This is a genomic window from Flavobacterium esculini (genome assembly GCF_048284325.1).
Classification (GTDB): Bacteria; Bacteroidota; Bacteroidia; order Flavobacteriales; family Flavobacteriaceae; genus Flavobacterium.
Map to the genome: position 1 here is coordinate 67,766 of NZ_JBLVPI010000010.1, position 20,109 is coordinate 87,874.

Annotated in this window: 11 protein-coding genes; all 11 read right to left on the reverse strand. The window is 37.9% G+C overall.

Annotated features, from left to right (window positions below; translation table 11 throughout):
- Positions 1-6: 6 nt before the first annotated feature.
- The 11 genes from ACNQGG_RS10295 to ACNQGG_RS10345 all read right to left on the reverse strand — a co-directional run bounded on the left by ACNQGG_RS10295 (position 7) and on the right by ACNQGG_RS10345 (position 20,053).
- Positions 7-135 carry a hypothetical protein gene (locus tag ACNQGG_RS10295; protein WP_417963673.1) on the reverse strand — a complete coding sequence of 43 codons (129 nt, stop codon included), beginning with the start codon at positions 133-135 and terminating at the stop codon, positions 7-9.
- Positions 136-223: 88 nt separating this feature from the next.
- A complete protein-coding gene (locus ACNQGG_RS10300) occupies positions 224-1,786 on the reverse strand; it encodes an MGH1-like glycoside hydrolase domain-containing protein (RefSeq protein WP_417963675.1) in 1,563 nt (520 codons plus the stop codon).
- A 317-nt stretch (positions 1,787-2,103) separates the two neighbouring features.
- Positions 2,104-4,581: a glycoside hydrolase family 95 protein gene (locus ACNQGG_RS10305; protein ID WP_417963677.1), complete on the reverse strand. Its 2,478-nt coding sequence runs from the start codon at positions 4,579-4,581 to the stop codon at positions 2,104-2,106.
- Entirely contained in the window at positions 4,565-5,995 is a 1,431-nt protein-coding gene (locus tag ACNQGG_RS10310) for an alpha/beta hydrolase (protein ID WP_417963679.1), read from the reverse strand. Before ACNQGG_RS10310 ends, ACNQGG_RS10305 begins: the two co-directional genes overlap by 17 nt.
- A gap of 13 nt (positions 5,996-6,008) precedes the next feature.
- On the reverse strand, positions 6,009-8,804 hold the full coding sequence (locus ACNQGG_RS10315; RefSeq protein WP_417963681.1) for a glycoside hydrolase family 78 protein: 2,796 nt from the start codon (positions 8,802-8,804) through the stop codon (positions 6,009-6,011).
- Between the two features lie 45 nt (positions 8,805-8,849).
- A complete protein-coding gene (locus ACNQGG_RS10320) occupies positions 8,850-10,721 on the reverse strand; it encodes a sialidase family protein (RefSeq protein ID WP_417963683.1) in 1,872 nt (623 codons plus the stop codon).
- A gap of 177 nt (positions 10,722-10,898) precedes the next feature.
- Positions 10,899-11,816: a glycoside hydrolase family 43 protein gene (locus tag ACNQGG_RS10325; RefSeq protein WP_417963685.1), complete on the reverse strand. Its 918-nt coding sequence runs from the start codon at positions 11,814-11,816 to the stop codon at positions 10,899-10,901.
- 168 nt (positions 11,817-11,984) lie between these two features.
- Positions 11,985-13,562 carry a glycoside hydrolase family 28 protein gene (locus tag ACNQGG_RS10330; protein WP_417963687.1) on the reverse strand — a complete coding sequence of 526 codons (1,578 nt, stop codon included), beginning with the start codon at positions 13,560-13,562 and terminating at the stop codon, positions 11,985-11,987.
- Between the two features lie 137 nt (positions 13,563-13,699).
- A complete protein-coding gene (locus ACNQGG_RS10335) occupies positions 13,700-15,100 on the reverse strand; it encodes a glycoside hydrolase family 140 protein (RefSeq protein WP_417963689.1) in 1,401 nt (466 codons plus the stop codon).
- 82 nt (positions 15,101-15,182) lie between these two features.
- Positions 15,183-18,344 (reverse strand): DUF6298 domain-containing protein, encoded by a 3,162-nt coding sequence (locus ACNQGG_RS10340; protein ID WP_417963691.1) that lies wholly within the window; start codon positions 18,342-18,344, stop codon positions 15,183-15,185.
- 29 nt (positions 18,345-18,373) lie between these two features.
- Positions 18,374-20,053 (reverse strand): polysaccharide lyase, encoded by a 1,680-nt coding sequence (locus ACNQGG_RS10345; RefSeq protein ID WP_417963693.1) that lies wholly within the window; start codon positions 20,051-20,053, stop codon positions 18,374-18,376.
- Between the last annotated feature and the right edge of the window lie 56 nt (positions 20,054-20,109).

Below are 20,109 nucleotides of genomic sequence, written 5' to 3' on the forward strand. Positions count from 1 at the left end.
TTCTATTTATAATTTAATTTTTAACGGATTAAAATCCGTTGCTACAATTTGTCCCGTTCCTACATCCAACGGATTAAAATCCGTCGCTACAATATGTCCCGTTCCTACGGAACTTACATTATGTTCTAGAGCCATCGGCTCGGATTATTTTGTAGGGCTGGACTTTAGTCCAGTTTATAATGCGAAACATCATAAAAAGAGCCGTAGGCTCGGTCCATTTTTTTTATTCCGACACTAATTTCTCCAGTTTTTCTGAAGCAACAATTTCCCTTCCGTTTTTGAAAATTTTAAACCCTTTTCCTTTATGGTATCTTTCCCCTGTTTTATCCCAAAGAATAGTGATGATATTTCCATGGTACAACACATTATCCAAACAAAACCAATCCCATTTATCTTGTGGAATTAATGGATTCACCTCTATTTTCTCATCTGCTCTAGGTCGTAATCCCACTACTCCGGTAATCATTAAATCATTGAAAGTTGAATGATTGTAATAACGGCTTCGTTCCCTGTCGCCCATTAACCAATAACCTGTCGTTTCGTCTAAGTATTCTCCCAGATAAGGTTTCCCGCGATAGTACTGTGATTGTACATACAGATCCATCTGCTTGAAATAATCCGTTTTACCAACGCTATTTTGATTATAATTATTCAAAACATTAGCCAAAGCCGTCAAAGTTTGCGAGCTTGCAAAAGGCCAAATCGCTCCGTCCCATTCACAAGTTCCGGTACCGTGCGTTCTAAAACGAGGGCTTCTGCGCTCGGCAGTTGTCAACCCAAAAGGGGCCGAAAACCCTTTTTCATCCTTAATTTGTTCCCAGGCTTTTTCAAATCCTTTATCCTTTTGCGGCAAATTGAAATACCAAGGGATAAACCCAATCGCTTCTCTTACTTGCGCTAACGTATCTTTTTCGGTAAAGGTTTCAAAGAAAGTATTTTTAGGATTCCATAATTTGGTTTCCACTAATTTTTGAAGCGTATCGGCTTTTGCAGTGAAATAACTTTCTTGTTTTACATCCCCTTTTATCTTGGCTATATTCGCCAAAGCCTTTGCATTTCCAAACATATAGCTATTAATCGTCGGACGTGCATTTCTGAATTTTCTTGCCCCGCTTAATGATTCTTCCATTCCGTCTTTTACGTCAAACTGCCAAAACAATCCATCTTTTCGTTTTCTATCGCCTTCCCAAGCCGCATATTCATTCACCAAATCAGGAAACATATCCAACAGAAATTTATCATCTTTATTCACCAAATACCGATTGTACAAGGCATCTGCTGTCCAACTGCTAAAGGTTCTCAGTTTTTTCATCGGTTTGCCATCCTGGCCTCTAAACCATAAATGAACGTCTTGCTCGATATATTCCGGATTATGCACCCACCTGAATTCATTGATGTGATGCCCTAATGCACAACTAATCATGTTGTATTTATCGGCATACGAACGGTCCACCAAAAATTCTGTAATCGCAAATCCCTGAGGTGTTTTCTTGATGTGTTTGCGCGCACTCCACCAACGGAAATAATAAATTTCTTCAAAATTTTGCTGTGGGCATTCAAACAACGGAATATTGGATTTCATCCAAACCCAAGCACTGTCATTCGGAATCGCAAATTTCAAATTCTCGTCTTCCATCGTGTTGAAATAATCCACATAATGCTTGAAATTATCGGCTTTCAAGATGACAGCCGATCCCTTGGAATGTGCCCCGGATTTACAGCCGCTATTCAAGGCAGCCATCAAGATTACGAAAGCAATTATTCTGTATTTAAAATGGTGTAACATATTCAAATTATTTTATTTATTTGGGCGTGACCCTTCGTGAAAAACTTCGGGTCGTGCTGTACGTTCCTGCTTTTTTTTGATCGGCAAAAAAAGCCTCTCAAAAAAAGAGCTCCACTGCCATCACTCACGCGGACACAACAACATTTATTCAATTTCTACTCCTGAACGCTCTTTTTTGACCTTTTAGGTTTGATCTTTTTTTTTCCTGTTTTTGTCATTTCGATGTAGAAAACACATCCAATATTCCACAACAGTGCGTGCTCAACTTGTGTGATTCCTCTTGCGTCGGAATGACAAACTAGACTTGCTTTTTGTATTTAATTCCCATAAAAAGTAAAAGTCTCTCCCGCTTTCATTTCCACATCATATTCATTGTACTTTGGTAATTCCACTGTTTTGATAACTGCTTTTTCCGAAATGATTGGTTTCTTGACATTCACATCCAAAAACAACGGATTTGGATTTTTTCCTTTTGCTTTTTTAATTTGGATTCCCTCGCTGCCACGCAAAGTATTTTCTAATCGCAGTCTGCAATTCCCTCCAATTTTTGAATAAATTTTCAAAGTCGAAACTGTATTGTTTTTCCATACCATATCGATTACAAAACCACCTCTTGAAACCAGTCCTTTCACAGAACCATCTTTCCATACGCTAGGCAAAGCAGGCAATAATTGAATCGCCCCTTCCTGACTTTGCATCAACATTTCGGCAATTCCTGCGGTGCACCCAAAGTTCCCATCTATTTGAAACGGTTGGTGCGCATCGAGCATATTTGGATACGTTCCCCCTCCTTTACGTTGCTCCGGCGTAACCAAATGCAACTGATCCTGTAATAATTTATAGGCATGGTTTCCGTCTAATAATCTCGCCCAAAAATTTACTTTCCAACCCATAGACCAACCTGTAGATTCATCGCCTCTTTGCGCCAAAGTAGTTTTGGCCGCTTGTGTCAATTCCGGAGTTTTGAAAGGCGAAATTTGATTGCTTGGAAACAAACCATATAAATGAGAAATATGTCTGTGTTTGTCTTCCGGGTTGTCCCAATCTTCCATCCATTCTTGTAACTGACCGTATTTTCCAATTCTCATGGGTCCCATTTTAGCCAATGCCTGACTCAATTTTTGGGCAAATGCACCCTCTTCCGAAACTATTTTTGTTGCTGCAATCACATTGCTAAACAAATCAAAAACCAATTGGTTGTCCATAGTCGTCCCTGCTGCAAGAGTTGCTTTTCCAGAACCACCAAAGTGTTCGTGTTCGGGAGAATTGGATGGCACCACCACGAGGAATCCTGTTTTGGGATCAGCAACCATAAAATCAAGAAAGAAAGTAGCCGCACCTTTCATGATGGGATAAATTTCTTTTAAATATTTTTTATCTCCTGTGTACAAATACCTTTCCCATAAATCTTGGCAGACCCAAGCACCACCTGAAGGCCACATTCCCGAAGTAGCAAAATCTACTGGCCCTGTTATACGCCAAATATCGGTATTGTGGTGCAACACCCAACCATTTGCTCCATACATCATCTTGGCGGTTTCTTGTCCTGTGACGCTTAATTCTTTTGCCATTTGAATAAAAGGCTCATGCATTTCAGAAAGATTAGTTAGCTCAGCCGGCCAATAATTCATCTCGGCATTGATGTTCATTGTGTATTTACTTTCCCAAGGAGGAGAAAGCATATCATTCCAAATTCCTTGTAAATTGGCGGGTTGTCCCCCCGGTTGTGAACTCGAAATTAAAAGATACCGTCCAAATTGAAAATACAATGACGCCAATTGCGGATCAAATTGTTTCGAGAAATTTCGTATCCTTTCGTCTGTCGTTTGTTTCGCAATTTCATTTGTTCCCAAGTCTAAAGAAACTCTATTGAAAAATTTCTGATAGTAGGCTACGTGCGCTTTTTTTATAGTTCCGAAATCTTTGGTAATGGCTTGCGCCAAATAGGCTTTACTTTTAGCCACTTCATCTTCGGTGATATCCTGATAATTTTTGAAATTAGTGGCAATTGATATATATAGCGTCACCTCATCGGCTTTGTTGATGCTAATGATTCCGTTGCTTGCAGTAACTTCACCGCCTTTGTTTTTGGCTTGAATTCTTCCTTGAAATTTTACTTTCCCTTTTTGTCCTTCGAAGGTGCCTGAAACTCCGGACAATGCGATTTGATCTCCTTCGGTAGCAGGAACTGTTTTGTCAAACGGACTGTTCATAAACACATTACAGGTAATATTTCCCGGCTGGCTTGCCGACAATTTTACTACAATAACCTGATCTGAAAACGAAGCCAATATTTCTCTTGTAAATTCTACTCCATTGACGGTGTATTTTACTTTTGCAGTAGCATTATCAATGTTTAAATCTCGGTAATAATTGGTATATTTTTGATGCCCCGGAAACGAAATATAGGCACTCCCAAAAGTTTGATAGGGCATTCCGTTATTGGTTTTCGACATCATTTCTTTGTCGGTCAAAGCTTGGGCTTCATCGTATTTTCCATCAAAAATTAATTGCCTCACTATTGGCAAAGACTTCAATCCATTGGGATGCGCATTGCTGTTTGGCGAACCTCCCCAAATGGTTTCTTCGTTGATTTGCAAACGTTCAACTGCCGGATCGCCAAAAACCATAGCGCCCAAACGACCATTCCCCAAAGGCAACGCTTCGTTCCAAATGGCAGCCGGTTTATCATACCAAAGTTTTAGTTCCCCTGTGGTTTGTGCAGTTATATTCTGGACTCCAACAAGAAACAGTATCCCGAAAAAAACACTGGCAATTTTATTTCTTAACTTCATATACTTTATGATTTTTTTCTCCAAACATTTCATATAACTTGTTAATATCCTTTATGGCATTGGCCGGTAATTTTTCACCTTTGTCGCCAAAAACAAACATTTTTTCTTTGGGTTCCATTACGCAGGTTGATTCGTCAATTTCGCCTTTTGCATTCTTCACTTTATTTAAATCCAAACCTAAATACTTGGCCATAAACGGATACAAAGCCATCCGTTTTGAAACTCCAAAATCATGTCCTTCATTAGGAAAATGAGCATTTTCCACTAGATTTTTTTTATCATAAAAACCATAAGTGCGTTGGATAAAAGGGAATTCTAATTCTGGAACAGCCAGCGTCCAATCTTTTCCATCCGAAACAATCAATTGTGGTTTTGGTGCCATCATTGCCGAGATTTCAGCATTATTGGTTCCGTTGCCACACAAATGAATGCCACGACCGCTTTCGCAGGGACAACCTCCAGAAAAATGGGACGAAACCATTACAACGGGAGCAGAAACCGTAATCCTGTCATCTAAAGCTGCCAAAAACATCGTGTGCGAACCGCCACCGGAACCTCCCGTAACGCCAACGCGAGAAACATCAGCATTTTTAATCGTTGCTAAATAATCCAACAACCGTATTCCGCTTAAAACCTGAACCGTCGATGCAATACTATTTCGGTGTGTCTGTTCCGGAAATTGGAGCAAGGATTCTCCCCAGGCAAACAAATCATAACTCACTACAATTGCGCCCATTTTGGCCATTATGGCGCAACGGTGTTGCTCATCGTTTCTATATCTTCCGTCTCCAAAATGTCCATCAGGCGTTAAAATAATAGCCGCTTTTTTATTTAAAGGATAGGGTTTGTATATGGAACCGGTCACGTAAACTCCCGGAAGGATTTCCAACCCAATATTTTCTACACTATAGTCTTTGTAAATCCTTTTTGGAGTTAAAATTGGTTTTGATTTTGGCATAGGTGGTGCTTTATCCAAACCAAATGAAGTGCGCATACAAGCTTTCAATTCTTTTTTTCTCGCTTCCCAATCGGATAATTTTGGATATAAATTGGTCAAAAAATCCAGACGTTCTTTTCCTTTATCAACAGAAACTTTATGACTTTCAAATTTTCGAACCAGATAACTTCCATCGGGTTGCTTGAAATAAGTCAACTCAAAAGGAACTAAAACATTGGCCAAAGAAACTTCCAAATTGCCTTGTTCAATTCTCCAATCGGCATAGTCCAGTTCTTTTCCTTTTAATAAACCTCTATCATCCGTAATGATGATATGAAAAATAGTTTCAATCTTTTTGATGGTTTCCGTAACCGGTTTTCTGAAATTTTCATCTGAAGTTTGTGCTTGAACATTGGAAAATAGCAATGCGAAAATTGAAACTAGTACCGCACGCTTTATGTTTTTAATGGTATTCATAATTCTATATTCTTTATAATTTGCATTCTATTGTATAAATTCCCGAACCTAATTTCAAAGTAGCTTTCTTTTGATTCGCATCAAAACCCAAATCTAATTTCAATTTTTCCAGGGATTTTCCATTTACTTTTATTTTCGTATTTCTCTCAACTGGTAATTTTACTGTCGCCGATGTATTGGCTGGAATTTCAATTTTCAAGAATAATTTTCCATCTTTTTTCTCCCATTCGGAAGTGATTTTACCATAAATTGATTTATAGTTTGCTTTTACAAAAGTCATGTCGCCCACCATTTCCGGTTGGATAAAGAAATGTTTAAATCCAGGATTTTCATCATCTGAAACAATTCCGGCCAAACTTTGGTAAAACCATTCTTCAATTTGTCCCATCATAAAATGATTCCAGGAATTTCCTTTACGGGGATCCCATTGCTCAGTCAAGGTGGTCAAGCCAAATTTTATTTGGAAACCATAACCCGGCGCATCATAATGATTGTTCATTTTATACATCATTTCATTTTCACCATTTCGAGCCAAAGCTTGAAATAAATAGCGGTTCCCAACATCTCCTGTAGTCAATCTATCTCCTTTGGCTTTAATATCTTCCAATAAATTATCCATCACCGCTTGTTTGTATTGCGGTTCTACAATATCCATAAAAACAGGAACAGCGTTGCTAAACTGACTACTCGTACCGTATTGTTTGGTTTCTTTGTTGAAAAATTCGGTATTGAAAGCCGTTTTAATATCAGAAGCCAGTGTTTCGTATTTCGCAATATCACCTCCTTTGTTCAATAATTTTGCTGCTTTTGCCAACAAATGTGTCCCATAATAATAATGAGAAGTTGCCGAAAGTGCAATGGGACTGTTTTTTGAATAACCCGCTGGATGCGTACCATAATCGTACCAATCGCCCAATCCGTGTGAAACAATATGATTGATTGATTTTGTCCCTAAATAATCGACATATTTTTTCATTACGGGATAATATTTTTCCAATAAGGAAGCATCTCCATATTGTTGATAATATATCCAAGGCAAAATAACGCCAGTTACGCCCCATTCCGGAGAATCGGTGAAATCACCTCCAAAAACAACATACTCGGGAGCGATAGTCGGAATCAAACCGTTCTCTCTTTGGGCATCGGCAATGTTTTGCATCGAACTGGGAATATAGCTTTCCAAATTATAATTGAACATTAAACCTGGTCCGTTTAAATGAATTTCCTCTAACCATCCTAATTTTTCACGTTGAGGACAATCGGTAAACACACTCTGAAAATTACTCTTGATGGCATTGTTAATCAATTCGTGCGTTTTGTTGAAGATGTCATTGGAACATTCAAAAGTTCCTGCTTCACCCGCAGAATTGTATATAAAATTAGATTTTAAATCTAAAAGTGTCGGGAAATTTTCATTCTTGGTGCCTTTATAATTGATGTTCTCCATCTGAACATATTGAAAACCATAATAACTGAATTTTGGTTGCCATTCTTCTATGCCGTCACCTTTTAATGTATAATCATAATAATACGGTTTCCCTGTTTTTCCCTGTCCGACCGTTCCGTCTTCATTCAAGCTTTCACCTACCCAAACGCGAACTGTTTGACCTTTTTTTCCTTTGACTTTGATGGTTGTAAATCCGGAAAGATTCTGTCCCATATTGAAAACATAGGTGTTTGGTTTAATTTCTTTTGCTTCCTTAACCTCATACTTTTTTTGTATGGTAATTGGCGTTGCAGTTTGCGCTCCCAAAATCCCTTTTGGAGCCTCCTGAACGACTACTTTTTTCCAATTTGAATCATTAAATCCTTTACTATCCCAACCTTTTTGTTCCAAGTTAGCATTGTAATCTTCCCCTCCAAAAATACTATTGAAAGTAATCGGGCTTTTGCTGTATTTCCAGCTCTCATCAGACTTTATAATGGCTGTAGAACCGTCTTTATAAACCACTTTCATCTTGAAAAATAAAGTTGGCGGGCCAAAACTCACAAAGAACTTGGCATACCTTTCGGCAACCATATTGTACATTCCGTTTCCTAACAGCACTCCTATTACATTTTCTCCTTTTTGCAAGGCATCAGCTTTAAGTTCATAGGTATTGTAATTGACTGTTTTGTCATAATCAGTCCACAACGGCGTAAACTCGCTATTGCCAACTTTTTTTCCATTTATAGTCAATTCATAATGTCCCAAACCCGAAATATAAACCACGGCTTCCTTGATTTCTTTGGTGACCGCGAATGATTTGCGAAGCATAATACTTCTGCGTGCCAGAGAATCGGAAGCATTGATTATGGCTTCCTTTTTCTCTTTTTTGAAAGTCGCCGTATGGTAATTTCTGCCTTCCGGCAAATGACTGTTTGCTTTTGTAATCGCGCCAATCCAAGTTGGATTCAAATCGGATTCCGAGGGTGCGATTCTGAAAGAAGCTGTTTTACTCCAATTGGAAGACTTGTTCTTTTGATTCCAAACTTTAACTTTCCAGAAGTATTTGGTTTCGCTTTTTAAAGCAGTTCCTTTGCAACTTATTTGAAGATTTTTATTTGAAATCACTTTTCCGCTATCCCAAACATCTCCTTCATTATCATGTAATTTTTTCTCGGAAGAAGCTACCAAAATCTGATACGCAGTTTGCGACACATTCGATGCTGTAGAAACCAATTGCCAGCTTAATCTAGGTTGATTTTGAATTACTGCCAATGGATTTTCTGCCATTTCGCATTTTAAATGGTCAGCGGTAATTTGTCCATTAGAACTAAAAGCTACTAAAAGACAAAAGAGGAGTAATATGTTTTTTATATTCTTCATAGTTTTTGTTGCACGCAGATCTTGCAGATTTACGCAGATTCTGTTTTAAAGCTTTTTTGTAATCAGAGACTGAATATTAAACACGGCTTCAGGAATTAATTTACCCACATCTGGCAGATCGGTAAAATCGGGTGTATCTGGAGCTGTATCTGGATTTGGCGTAAAACGCTGTTCACCGGTGCGGAACATAATGCGTGAAATACCATCTACCGGAGCATAGAATATCTTAAAAGTCTCTTTGCTATCATTCACTTTTACAGTATAGGAACGAGATGTAACATCTAATTTGACCGTAAGCGTATATTCTTTTCCTGCTTCGTATTTTGTAATTCCACCGAAGCGAGCGCCGTGTTTTACTTTTAATTCTCCATCCGAATCAAACACTAATCGAATCGCAGGAAGTCCTTGTTTGTTTTGAAATTCAATTTGCAATAGACCGTGATTGTTTTGCTCCGGTTTTACGGTAAAAGTCGCTTCCATTTTTTCGGCAAACGGAATCACGCGCTCTGCACGAGAATAATCAAAAGCATCCTGATCTCTTAATGTCAGCCATTTTTTGCCATCGGTTTTCTTTTCTACTTTGGCGGAAGCCCAAGACAAATCGTATGTATTCCACATTTTTAATTCTTGTCCATTAGGAAGTTCATTAAAAATATCTTTGGCATTTTCAGTTACAACACTCGTCACGGGAACTGGAATTGAAGCCACCCAAATATCTTCTTTGTTCACGCTATAACTTACCCAAAGTTTTCCGTCTGGCGGAGTCCCATCGGTTTGAGGAATTCCACGAACGTATTGTGGGCCGGCGGATTTGTAATTTCCTCCGTAACGCATCGGACTTACTTCTCCGTGAACCAATAATAAATCTTTATAATTTAACCCATCATCACTGGTTGAAATCGCCAATGGCCAACGGTATTCCGATGGATTATAAACCGTAGCATACCGATTATCCGATGTTTTTTGTCCCCAGATTTTGGCATTGCTATTCACAAAACCAGGCGCTCTCACCGGACTGTATTTCCAAGTTTTTCCTTCATCTTTACTGATAGAAGTCAGGGCAAATTTCCATAAACCAACTACATTTCCATTTGGTAAATGGTAATAATTGAAGGCCTTAAATTGTTTTTTTAACGGAATTAAAGCGTCATCTCTATCCGCTTCTTCCACCCATTGCTGCATTAACAATGGTTTAGAAAGTAATTCGTCACAAGCTTTAATAAATTTTTTGTCTTTGCTTTTGGTATAAAATGGAAATGTTGTTGGCAGTGGATTCCCGTTTTTATTGTATCTGATAAAATAAATCGGTCCAAAACTTCCATCTTTATAAATTTCTCTTACCACACGACCGATTCCTTTTCCATCATTGGGGTCGTCTTTTTTGTCCATCGCCACTCCGTAATAAGCCAAAGTCAGCAACCTATTGTCAGATGAAACATAAAAACCCATACGCTGGTGCATTATCGCATCCAGATTTTTGGCGACTCCTTCTACTCCTTCTTTTTTAAATCCGTCAGGAACGTGATAAATTGGGAAAAGCACTGTTGGCTTATTCCATTTTTCACCATCTTTGGAAGTCATCAAAAAAGTTTGACTCGGCGGAATGTGTTCGCCAGTTGGATCACTCAAATATTGTAAGAAAAAGGTATTATTCCAGTACGCCATCATCGACTGGTGGTTGTATGTCCAGCCAAAACCATCTGCTTTTTCAGGATGTTCTCTGCTGGCACGCATAATCTGGGTAGCGTGAACCCCAACCGCTGGACTCAATTGCCCGTGGTGGTAATCGACATTAGAGAGTGTTTTTCCTACATATCGAATGGTATCCTGTTGGGCTTGGATCGTATTTATGCTTCCGCAAAAGAATCCCATTGCGATAAAAGCCAGAACACTTTTAATCTTCTTTAATTCAAACATTATTCTTATTTTTTTTGCCACAGATTTCACAGATTTTTACAGATTTTTACAGATTTTTTATTTTGAATCTATTGAATTTGCTAGTCTATTTTTTCACGCAGATTTGGCAGATTTAGCAGATTTTTTTAATATCTCTCATTTTAATCTGTGGAAATCTTTTAAATCTGTGGCATTAATTTATTTTTTCTCTATTAACCCTTTTAAAACTTTTTTTGAAATAGTCGTAATCGTTCCGTGTTTATGGCCTTCCGGAAGTTTTATTTTTGAAGAAACATCTTCAAAATGGACAAAATCTGAAGTATTTAAACCTTTATAATTTTTTGAACCATAATTATCATAATACAGTAACCAACTTTTACCGACTTTTACCACCGTTGGTCCTTCTGATAAATATTCCGTCAATGGTTCTGAACTTTTTCCGAAAGGTCCCAATGGTGATTTCCCAAAAGCTACTTTTATGTTTCGCATCGGTCTGGTGTTGTCTTTTAGAACCAAAACATAATCCTTTTTGGCTCGTTTGACAATCACACAATCGATAACGCTAAAACCTGGTTCATAATACAATTTCGTATCCGAAAAAGTCTTAAAATCCTTAGTAGTTACATAATACATTCGGTGGTTGTTTTTCTCTTCTTCTGCTCCTTTTTCGTATCGGAACGGAATAGTTGATGCCCAAATAATAATGTATTCTTTTTTGACATCATCATAAAAAATTTCCGGCGCCCAAACGTTTACTACTTCAGGCTCATTTTTCATAACCGGAATATATTCTTGTTTTGACCAATGAATTAAATCTTTGGAACACGCATATCCAAAACCGTTTCCGCCTTTCCAGTCCGTAGTCCAAACCATATGATAGGTTCCGTCTTTTCCTTTTGTGATAGAAGGATCCCGCATTATTTTGCTTGCGCCTATTTCCGGTTTTAAAAATGAACCTTCAAGACCTTTCCAATTGTAGCCGTCTTCACTGTACGCTAAATACAAACCTTCCGTAGCCGGCTCTCTAAAAGAAGTAAAAAGGTAAACTTCTTTCTTCTTCTGGGAATAGCTTACAGCGAATAGTGAAAGCGTTAGTATGATGAATATTTTTTTCATAATTATGTTTCCTTTTATGGATAATGGCAAAAGAGTAAAATCTCTCCTTTTAGCCCCGATAGAAGTAAAAATCCTTATAAGCCGGCGTTCGGCTTATAAGATTGAAACGGATAGCGGGACAATGCTTCCAAAAATGACCAATGTTTCTGCTCCTAAACAATAATTACATTACTCTGTAATTGCTTTTTTATCCAAGTCTTTTCCTTTTTTCACAACGGTATTTACGTTATTAAATACATTGTTTTTCAGGAAGATATTTTTAGTGTCTTTTCCGTCTGCTTCAATAAAAATATCGGTGGCGTTGAATGGAAAATTATTGTTGATCATCATATTCGAAGCGTTATCGATTTTGATAACCGGAATTCCTTTAATCGGTGTTGAAGAACCTACATTATCCAAAATGAGATTTTTAGCATCGGATATTTTAAAAGAAGAGCCTATTGATGCATTTACTTTTACATCGTGAAATTCAACATCTGTTGCAGTAGTTACCGTAAAACCTTCTTTGGCATCCATATTAACATTAGAAAAAGAGATGTTTTGAATTGGCATTTCGCTGATTCCGCGAACAACACCTGCTTTATTAACATTTCCACCTGTTACATTACTGATGTGAATGTTTCTAAAAATAGGCGTACGCTCTGATACTGGCTCGGCAACATCGGATTTATCATAAAACAAATCCAAAATAATGGCTTCTTCCTTGATGTTTTTCATTACAATATTGTCCACGCGAATGTCTTCTACAACGCCGCCACGACCACGAGCGGCTTTGATACGAATTCCTCTGTCGGTTCCATCAAAAACACAGTTTGAAATCGTGATTTTTTTAATTCCGCCAGACATTTCGCTTCCAATTACCACACCACCGTGACCGCTTAACATCGTACAATTGGTAATGGTTACATTTTCAGTTGGTTTTCCGTATTTACGACCGTCTGCATCTCTACCCGATTTGATGGTAATACAGTCGTCGCCAACGCTGATATGGCAATTCGAAATATGAACATTTTTGCAGGAAGAAGGATTGATTCCATCTGTATTTGGTGAATGCGGGTTAAAAATTGTTATTCCTGTAACGGTAACATTGTCACAAAACTCAGGGTTTATTGTCCAGAAAGGAGAGTTTTGAAAAGTAACTCCTTCGATTAAAATATTTTTACAATTGTATGCCTGAAAAAAAGAAGGCCTGAAAAATTTTTTATCAATCGTTCTTTGATAATATGGCGAATAAACGATATCCTTATTTTGTTCCACCCACATATTTTGATATTTCGTCAATGGAATTGGTTCTTTGGCACTTTCAATTCGGTACACTTCATTCCACCACGCTTTTCCTTGTCCATCAATTACACCTCTACCTTTGATGGTAATATTTTCGGCATCTTTCGCATAAAACAATGGCGAGAAACTTTGCATCACAATTCCCTCATAACGCATTTCGACATAAGGAAGATAATCATCAAAATTCTCTGAAAATTTCAAAAGTGCTCCTGAATCTAAATAAATCGTGATATTACTTTTTAGTTTTAAAGCACCCGTTAAATATTCCCCGGCAGGAAAAAAAATAGTTCCACCCCCGTTTTTCGATGCTTTTTCTATGGCTTTCTGGATGGCTTCGGTGCATTTCACGCCTTTATTGTTTCCGCCTTCATTTAGGATATTTAACCAGCCATCGTTACTGGCGAAAGCGGTGTTCAATCCAGTTATGAAGAAGAGTATTATTATGATATTTTTGATTTTCATATTGATATTTTTTTATCTCACAGATTTCGCAGATTTACGCAGATTTTATTTGATGTTTATGCCAAAGATTAAAAAGATTCACACAGATTTTTATCTACCAAAATCTGTAAAATCTGCGTGCCTAATTTTATGCAGATTTATTTGTTTGACGTTAAAATTAGTACCCAGTCGTTTCCATCTTCTTTTTTGCCAGTAGGCTGAAATTCCTGAACTCCTTTATTAGCTACTATTCCTATTGTCGTTTTTTGTCCGTTTCTTGGATTATACCAACTTGCCGTTACTTTAACTCCTGCGATTTTACCCATATTAACGGCAATTTTTCGACCGGTATACGTGTAAATCAAGGCATAATTTTTTCCTCTGGTTGCTGTTAAATAATCGTATTTCTCTCCTTGGTTTGCAACCAAAGACTGATCTGGAACTCTTTCGAAATATGGAAAATCAAGCATTAATTTTTTGATGTAAACCATTTGTCCAGCTCCTGGCGCATTGATAGCAGATGTCCATAATTCTTTATTTCCGTATGCTGGTTTATCCCCTTTTCGGAACATTTGCATCACGGCATTGTGTCCGTATGTATAACCTGCAGCTCCAGCAAAAACGGACCAATACCCATAACGTCTAACATCACTTGCTTTCCATAATGGCTGCAAAGTATCATGTAATCCGTGTGGAATTCCTTCGTAAGACGGTTCTCCGTCCAAAGTTGGTTTGGTTGGTTTTAAATTAAAATCTCTTTGAACGAATTTGTAATTGTCTTCTTTGAAAGAACCTGGCAAGGTATCCTGATCGTATCTGCGGTGGCCCGATTGAAACATATTAAAATCCAACCAAGTAGCAGTATGGTAATCGTCAGAGGAATCGGTTCGACCGAAAGGGTGAAAAGTCACTAATTGATTCGGATTGTTGGTTTTTAATGTACTTCCGATGGCATTCCAGATGTCTTTAAATTCGTTACCGTGCGTGTCGCCACCGTTGAGCCAAATAATATTGGTTCTGTTTTTATATCGATTGGCCAAAAACTGGGCATATTTTATAGCTTGTTCTTTGCTCACTTTATCTCCTTTTGCCACATTGGTTCCCCAAACTGGAACCATCGCTACATAGATTCCGTTTTTTTGAGCCACATCCAAAACATAATCTACGTGATCCCAATAATCGTATTCTTCTTTGTTATTGAAATTATTTCCTGCAGTGGTTAATGGTTTCGAAACATCTTCATTTATCAAGGCTGCATCTCCATTCACATTAACAGCATTTATATTATGCAAAACCATAACCTGAACCACGTTGAATCCTTTTGCTTTTCTGTCTTGAAAATACTTGCTCACACCTGCTCTGTCCAGTTTTCCGAAGGTTAACCAACCGGTATCCCCAAGCCAAAAAAATGGTTTTCCGTCTTCGGTAACAAAATAGTGTTGGTCTTTGGAAACTTTAAGTTTGGGAAGAGCACCTTTTGCAGATTGTGAAAACCCGTTTTGCGCTAATAGCAAAAGGCTTATAAAAAATACGTTGAAATATTTTAACTTAGTATTCATTTTATTATTATTTGAATTATAATTTTATTTTTTCACGCAGATTTAGCAGATTTTTTAATCGTGTAACCCTTCTAATCTGTGGCTAATTTTTCTTAACTACGAATAATACTTTTTCTTTGATTTCAGCTTGTGGAATTACAACAGTTTTTCCTCCGCTGATGTTTGTATTTTTCGATACGGCTCCTGTTGTTGGATTAATCGTATAGACTTCGAAATGGCCGGCGTAATTAGAAAGGTCAATTGAAATATCTTGGGAATTCTTTCCATAAAAAAGATAAGCCTTTCCTTTATTTTCTAACTTCCAAAGATTGTCTGAAAACATACTTCCTCCTACAAATTTCATGCTAGGAATTGCTTTATAAAATTCTGAAAGTTGAATATTTGGAATATTGGCCAATGACCCACCAGCCATTAAAACAGCCCATCCAAATCGCGAAGATCCATCGGTAGAATACAAAATTACTTTCTCCCGATATTTTTCGCGATACTCCCGAATCGCTCTATATACTTGGTCTTCGGTTTCTTTGCCGGTTTTCAGTTTTCGGGCGTGCTGCCTCGGAGCTAAATTTATGCCACCTTGAGGAGCATAAGCCGTTCCATCTTCTTTGTAATACCAATACCGAATATCAATGGCATCAACTGTTTTGGACCTATTGGCATCGTTCAAAATAGCGTCCTGAACATCTTTGGTAGCACTCAAACCTATAATTCCTTTTTTACCGGTTTCATCTTTCCATTTTTGGACTTCATCCAACCAGAATTGCATAAAGTGAAGTGGTCCGGTATATTCTGCACTTGTCAACTGAATTACATTGCTGTTATCTTGAAAATTTTCCAATGATTTACGAATGAATCCTTCGTGCAATTTTTTTCGAACAGGATTCGTAATATCATAAAACTGTTCCGCCATAAAAATACGCTTGTCTCCAGCATAAGGTGGAGGTTCAGGAAAACCAGTACCGTTGATATTATTGGCAGAACGCCAAGGCGAACTGGACCAATGCGCTCCAGCTTCCAAAATGTTGTGTTGAAAATATTGTTGATTGATCAACAATTGTCCGTTTGGTTCGGCCAATTCTGCGAAACGAGCCAAGCGATTCCAATACCAATCGTTGAATTTTGTCAAGTCATATTTACTTAAATGATCCCAAGCCAAATCCTGTCCGCTTCGGGCGAAAGGCTGTTCGTAAAACGGAGGCCAAACATCGGCATCTATACGGCGAACGCGTTCGTGATCATCCATTCTGCGGTCGTACCACAAACCGTAATTATGTTCTAGGGCAATTGTATTATTGGCACTTAAATAATCAACTACTTCATTGATGTTGTCCGTGAGTCCTATTCCGATTCTTCCGGGAACAAATCGGGTAACGTGCAGGGATGATTTTTGGACTTCTTTGTCTGAAAGACTGCCACGCCACCACGCCACATTGGTTTGTTTTCCAACGATTATTTTGCCTTCAAAAGTCAATAATCCGTTTTCGATTTTTATTTTCGAAGTGTTTTTAACTGTTTTATTTGTGTCAATATTTTTTAAATCGTTGGCATTTTTCGCACCTGAATTACTAATATCAATTGGATTTAATTTAGAAACTTCGGCAATCCATTCCGGTAAACTCATTGCGGTTGTAACCGAATTTTTGGTTAATTCTAAAGCTACCTCAACTGTCGGACTCGAAGAAGGTTCTGAACCTAAATCATAGATATAAGGCTTAACTGGCAGTTTTCCCAAGCGACTTTCCAACTGTGCATAAAACAAACTTCTTGGACTGATATGACCATTCACGTCTTTCCAATGTCCGTTTCCAGCAAATTGTCCCCAAACTCCAAAAGCCCAGTTTTGCGCTGTTGGTGGACTGTAACATTCGATTTTGGAAGCCGAAGATTCCCAGATCACGCTATTCGCAGCCGTCCACCCGGCTCCTCTTCCGTCTTGTTCTCGATTGTTGTAACTTAAGGCGTCGCCATCGATATTGGCGATGTCGAATAAAACTCCGGTTGCCCAACTTCCGATGGCTCCACTATTTTCGAATGGCAAATGAGATTCGCATTGTACAAAAGCATTTGGCCCTGTAGTTCCAAAACCTCCAACTGCAAAATCGTGATAACCGAATTCCGAATAACAACGTTGAAACAAGGTTTGTTGCCCTTCGGTATAAAAAGTGTGTCTTCTAAAAGATGCAATTTCAGAAATTGGTTCTGTTGCGATACAATCTTCAACTGTAATTTGTAGAGCCGTTTTTAATACTGAAACAGCTCCGCCTGCAAAATGCTTGAAATTCACTTGTTTTACCCAAGCATTTCTGGTGTTTTCGATGCTAATTCCCAACCATCTGTGTTCTTCATCTTTTGCATTAGAGGCATTATAAGTCGATTTCATCAAAATATTTTCGATTCCGATTTGCTCAATTCGCCCCGGCCAAGAAAATATTGTCACTTTTGAAGTCCCGTAAACATCATCCAAAGACATTGTTAAAGGCGCATTTAGAGTTATTTCATTTCCGTTGATTTTGGTTACGACTCTATTCCAAGTCATATCCCAATCTCCTTTTTTCCAGCCAATCCAAGAGGTTTCTCCTCCAAAATCTTGCATATTCAATTCCTTGATCCAATTATCTGTTACAGATTTACTGATGCTGATTTCGTCCGAGACTTTTAATTTGGAAGCATTTTTTAATTGAATTTTTTGTGTTCCAAGTGGTGTGTAGGCTGTATTGAATTCAAAAGCATCTCCGTACTTTCTATCATCCACACCAAGAACACGGATTAAAGATTCTCTTTCCAGTCCAGTTCCCAAAAGAATGGTTCCGTTTTCTGTGTTTCCGCTTCCTCTTAAAACCACACCCGATTTTTTGATGTATAAAGTTCCGCTGATTTTAAATGTTCCTTTATCTAAAAGAACAGCTCCACGAAATCCTGATTTGTCCGGTTTTAGATTGCTGACATAATCAATTGCCGATTGTATTTTTTGCGTCGCATCTTCTTCTTGTTTTGGAACAAAAATTTTATTCTCTAAATTTGGAATTGCTTTTTCAGAAGCCATATACCCCGCATAAGAAAAATCAGGAATCTGGTTTCCTTGATTATCCGCAGTAAAAGAAAGTTTTCCTTCCTTGGTTTTTGTGATATCAGGAAATGTATTTTGTGCCATTCCATTTGCCACGATAAAAAACAAAGCTAAACTGGACAAAACCAGTTTGCCTTTTTGAAGGAAGATTATATTTTTTAGTTGAACAAAATTCACTTTAAAGTATTGTTTTAAAAATTAACTCATTACTGCAATAACCCTTTTGACTTCGCCAATGTATCGGTATTGTATTCTGCTTTTGACCAATCTGTTTTTTGTGTTGGATCGATACCGTTAAAATATTTTTCCAAGTTGGTATATCCATCTCCATTCAAATCTTTATTGGCATCAGAAGCGTCTTTTGGATTCAATCCGTATTGGACTTCCCATTTGTCAGAAATTCCGTCACTGTCCGAATCTTTATAGGATTTTCCTTTATATTCCGGGTAACCTCCGACCTGATTTGGACTGGTAATAATTCCTTTTTTATAAGAATCAGCAGGCAATCTTCTTTTGATAAATTCCTTACCTATCGTATTCTCTAAACCATCTTTAACCTCAATTTTTCCGGTACGAACTTGTTTGACAATTCGCTCGTCTACCGCATCTCTTTTTGGCAATGTTGCCCCAGCATTGTTCAACACAAATTCATACGCTTCTTCTGCCTTCATTATTTTAATCAGAGGCATTGCAAATGGTTTTGGTTGTTTGATTAATTCCAAATATTCTTTAGATTGTTCCAATGAAAGGTCTTCTAATTGAATTCCTCCATTCCAATTATCAGCAGTAACATCTGGAGCTCCTACTATATAATTTCCCGAAACGTATGCTCTCCCAAAGGTTTTTGGTTTCATATAGCCTGATTCCGGCTTCAAGATTCTATACCGAATAGGCTGATCTGTGGGAGTAATTGGCCCCGGTTTGAAATAATTATTGATGATATTAAACAACGAGCGGTAATCGCCGCCATCTAAAGAACGATTCCACCAATTGAAAATCACGTTATTCACAAAATTAAAGTCGCCGTACATGCCAATAGAAGCATTTCGGGAAATATTGTCTGCCCATAAATTTCTCATAAAGGTACTGTTTAAACCTCCGATAGTACTTCCAAAAGAATGATTATAGGTATCCAAGCCTTCCGAAGAAATCGTGTTTTGAATCGTAATATTTACAGCTGGCAATTTTTCCAAAGTTGATTTTTCATTCGCTTTAAACTGGTGTCTGTACAAGGATATATTTTCGTCCAGCCCCCAACTTATCGAACAATGGTCTATTATAATATTCCCTATAGGATTACCTCCAAGTGCATCATCCCTTCGGGTAACATCGGTTGCGCCTCTTCTAAAACGCATGTGTCTAATGATAACGTCGTGCGTATCCACTTCCAAGGTTTCTCCTGCTATACAAATACCATCACCGGGAGCTGTTTGCCCTGCAATTGTAACATAAGGCGCTCGCATACTGATGCGATTTTTTAATCGAATAATTCCCGAAACATTGAATACGATTGTTCTCGCACCCACGGCTTCGCAAGCTTCTCTAAAAGTACCTTTACCGCTATCTTCCAAACTGGTTACCACGAATATTTTTCCGCCTCTACCTCCTTGAGTGAAAGCACCTCCTCCTTCGGCTCCAGGAAAAGCAGGGATTTCTGCAGGTACAAAATCTTTGGGATAAGAAACCCAAGGTAAATAAGGTTTGCCGTGTTTTGCCTCTTCCTTAAGAATATTGGAATTAGCAGCCCAGATCTCGTTTAAACGTTTTTCTTCTTTTGCCAAAATGGTGTCCGTTTTAGCTTGAAGTTCATTCGAAATTACGGGATATTGGGCAAATACTGATGAAAAAGACAGCCAAAATGAAATTGTCGCAATAGCCTTTTTCATAATGTTTTTTTGAAAAATGTTAAGCATTAGAATCGTTGTTAAGAATTAAAATTTAA

What these genes read in the sequence shown, in the direction of transcription:
- ACNQGG_RS10330 (WP_417963687.1), bottom strand. Translation starts at nt 13,562, where the DNA reads ATGAAAATCAAAAATATCATAATAATACTCTTCTTCATAACTGGATTG.
- ACNQGG_RS10315 (WP_417963681.1), bottom strand. Translation starts at nt 8,804, where the DNA reads ATGAAGAATATAAAAAACATATTACTCCTCTTTTGTCTTTTAGTAGCT.
- ACNQGG_RS10345 (WP_417963693.1), bottom strand. Translation starts at nt 20,053, where the DNA reads ATGAAAAAGGCTATTGCGACAATTTCATTTTGGCTGTCTTTTTCATCA.
- ACNQGG_RS10320 (WP_417963683.1), bottom strand. Translation starts at nt 10,721, where the DNA reads ATGTTTGAATTAAAGAAGATTAAAAGTGTTCTGGCTTTTATCGCAATG.
- ACNQGG_RS10305 (WP_417963677.1), bottom strand. Translation starts at nt 4,581, where the DNA reads ATGAAGTTAAGAAATAAAATTGCCAGTGTTTTTTTCGGGATACTGTTT.
- ACNQGG_RS10310 (WP_417963679.1), bottom strand. Translation starts at nt 5,995, where the DNA reads ATGAATACCATTAAAAACATAAAGCGTGCGGTACTAGTTTCAATTTTC.
- ACNQGG_RS10295 (WP_417963673.1), bottom strand. Translation starts at nt 135, where the DNA reads ATGGCTCTAGAACATAATGTAAGTTCCGTAGGAACGGGACATATTGTA.
- ACNQGG_RS10325 (WP_417963685.1), bottom strand. Translation starts at nt 11,816, where the DNA reads ATGAAAAAAATATTCATCATACTAACGCTTTCACTATTCGCTGTAAGC.
- ACNQGG_RS10300 (WP_417963675.1), bottom strand. Translation starts at nt 1,786, where the DNA reads ATGTTACACCATTTTAAATACAGAATAATTGCTTTCGTAATCTTGATG.
- ACNQGG_RS10335 (WP_417963689.1), bottom strand. Translation starts at nt 15,100, where the DNA reads ATGAATACTAAGTTAAAATATTTCAACGTATTTTTTATAAGCCTTTTG.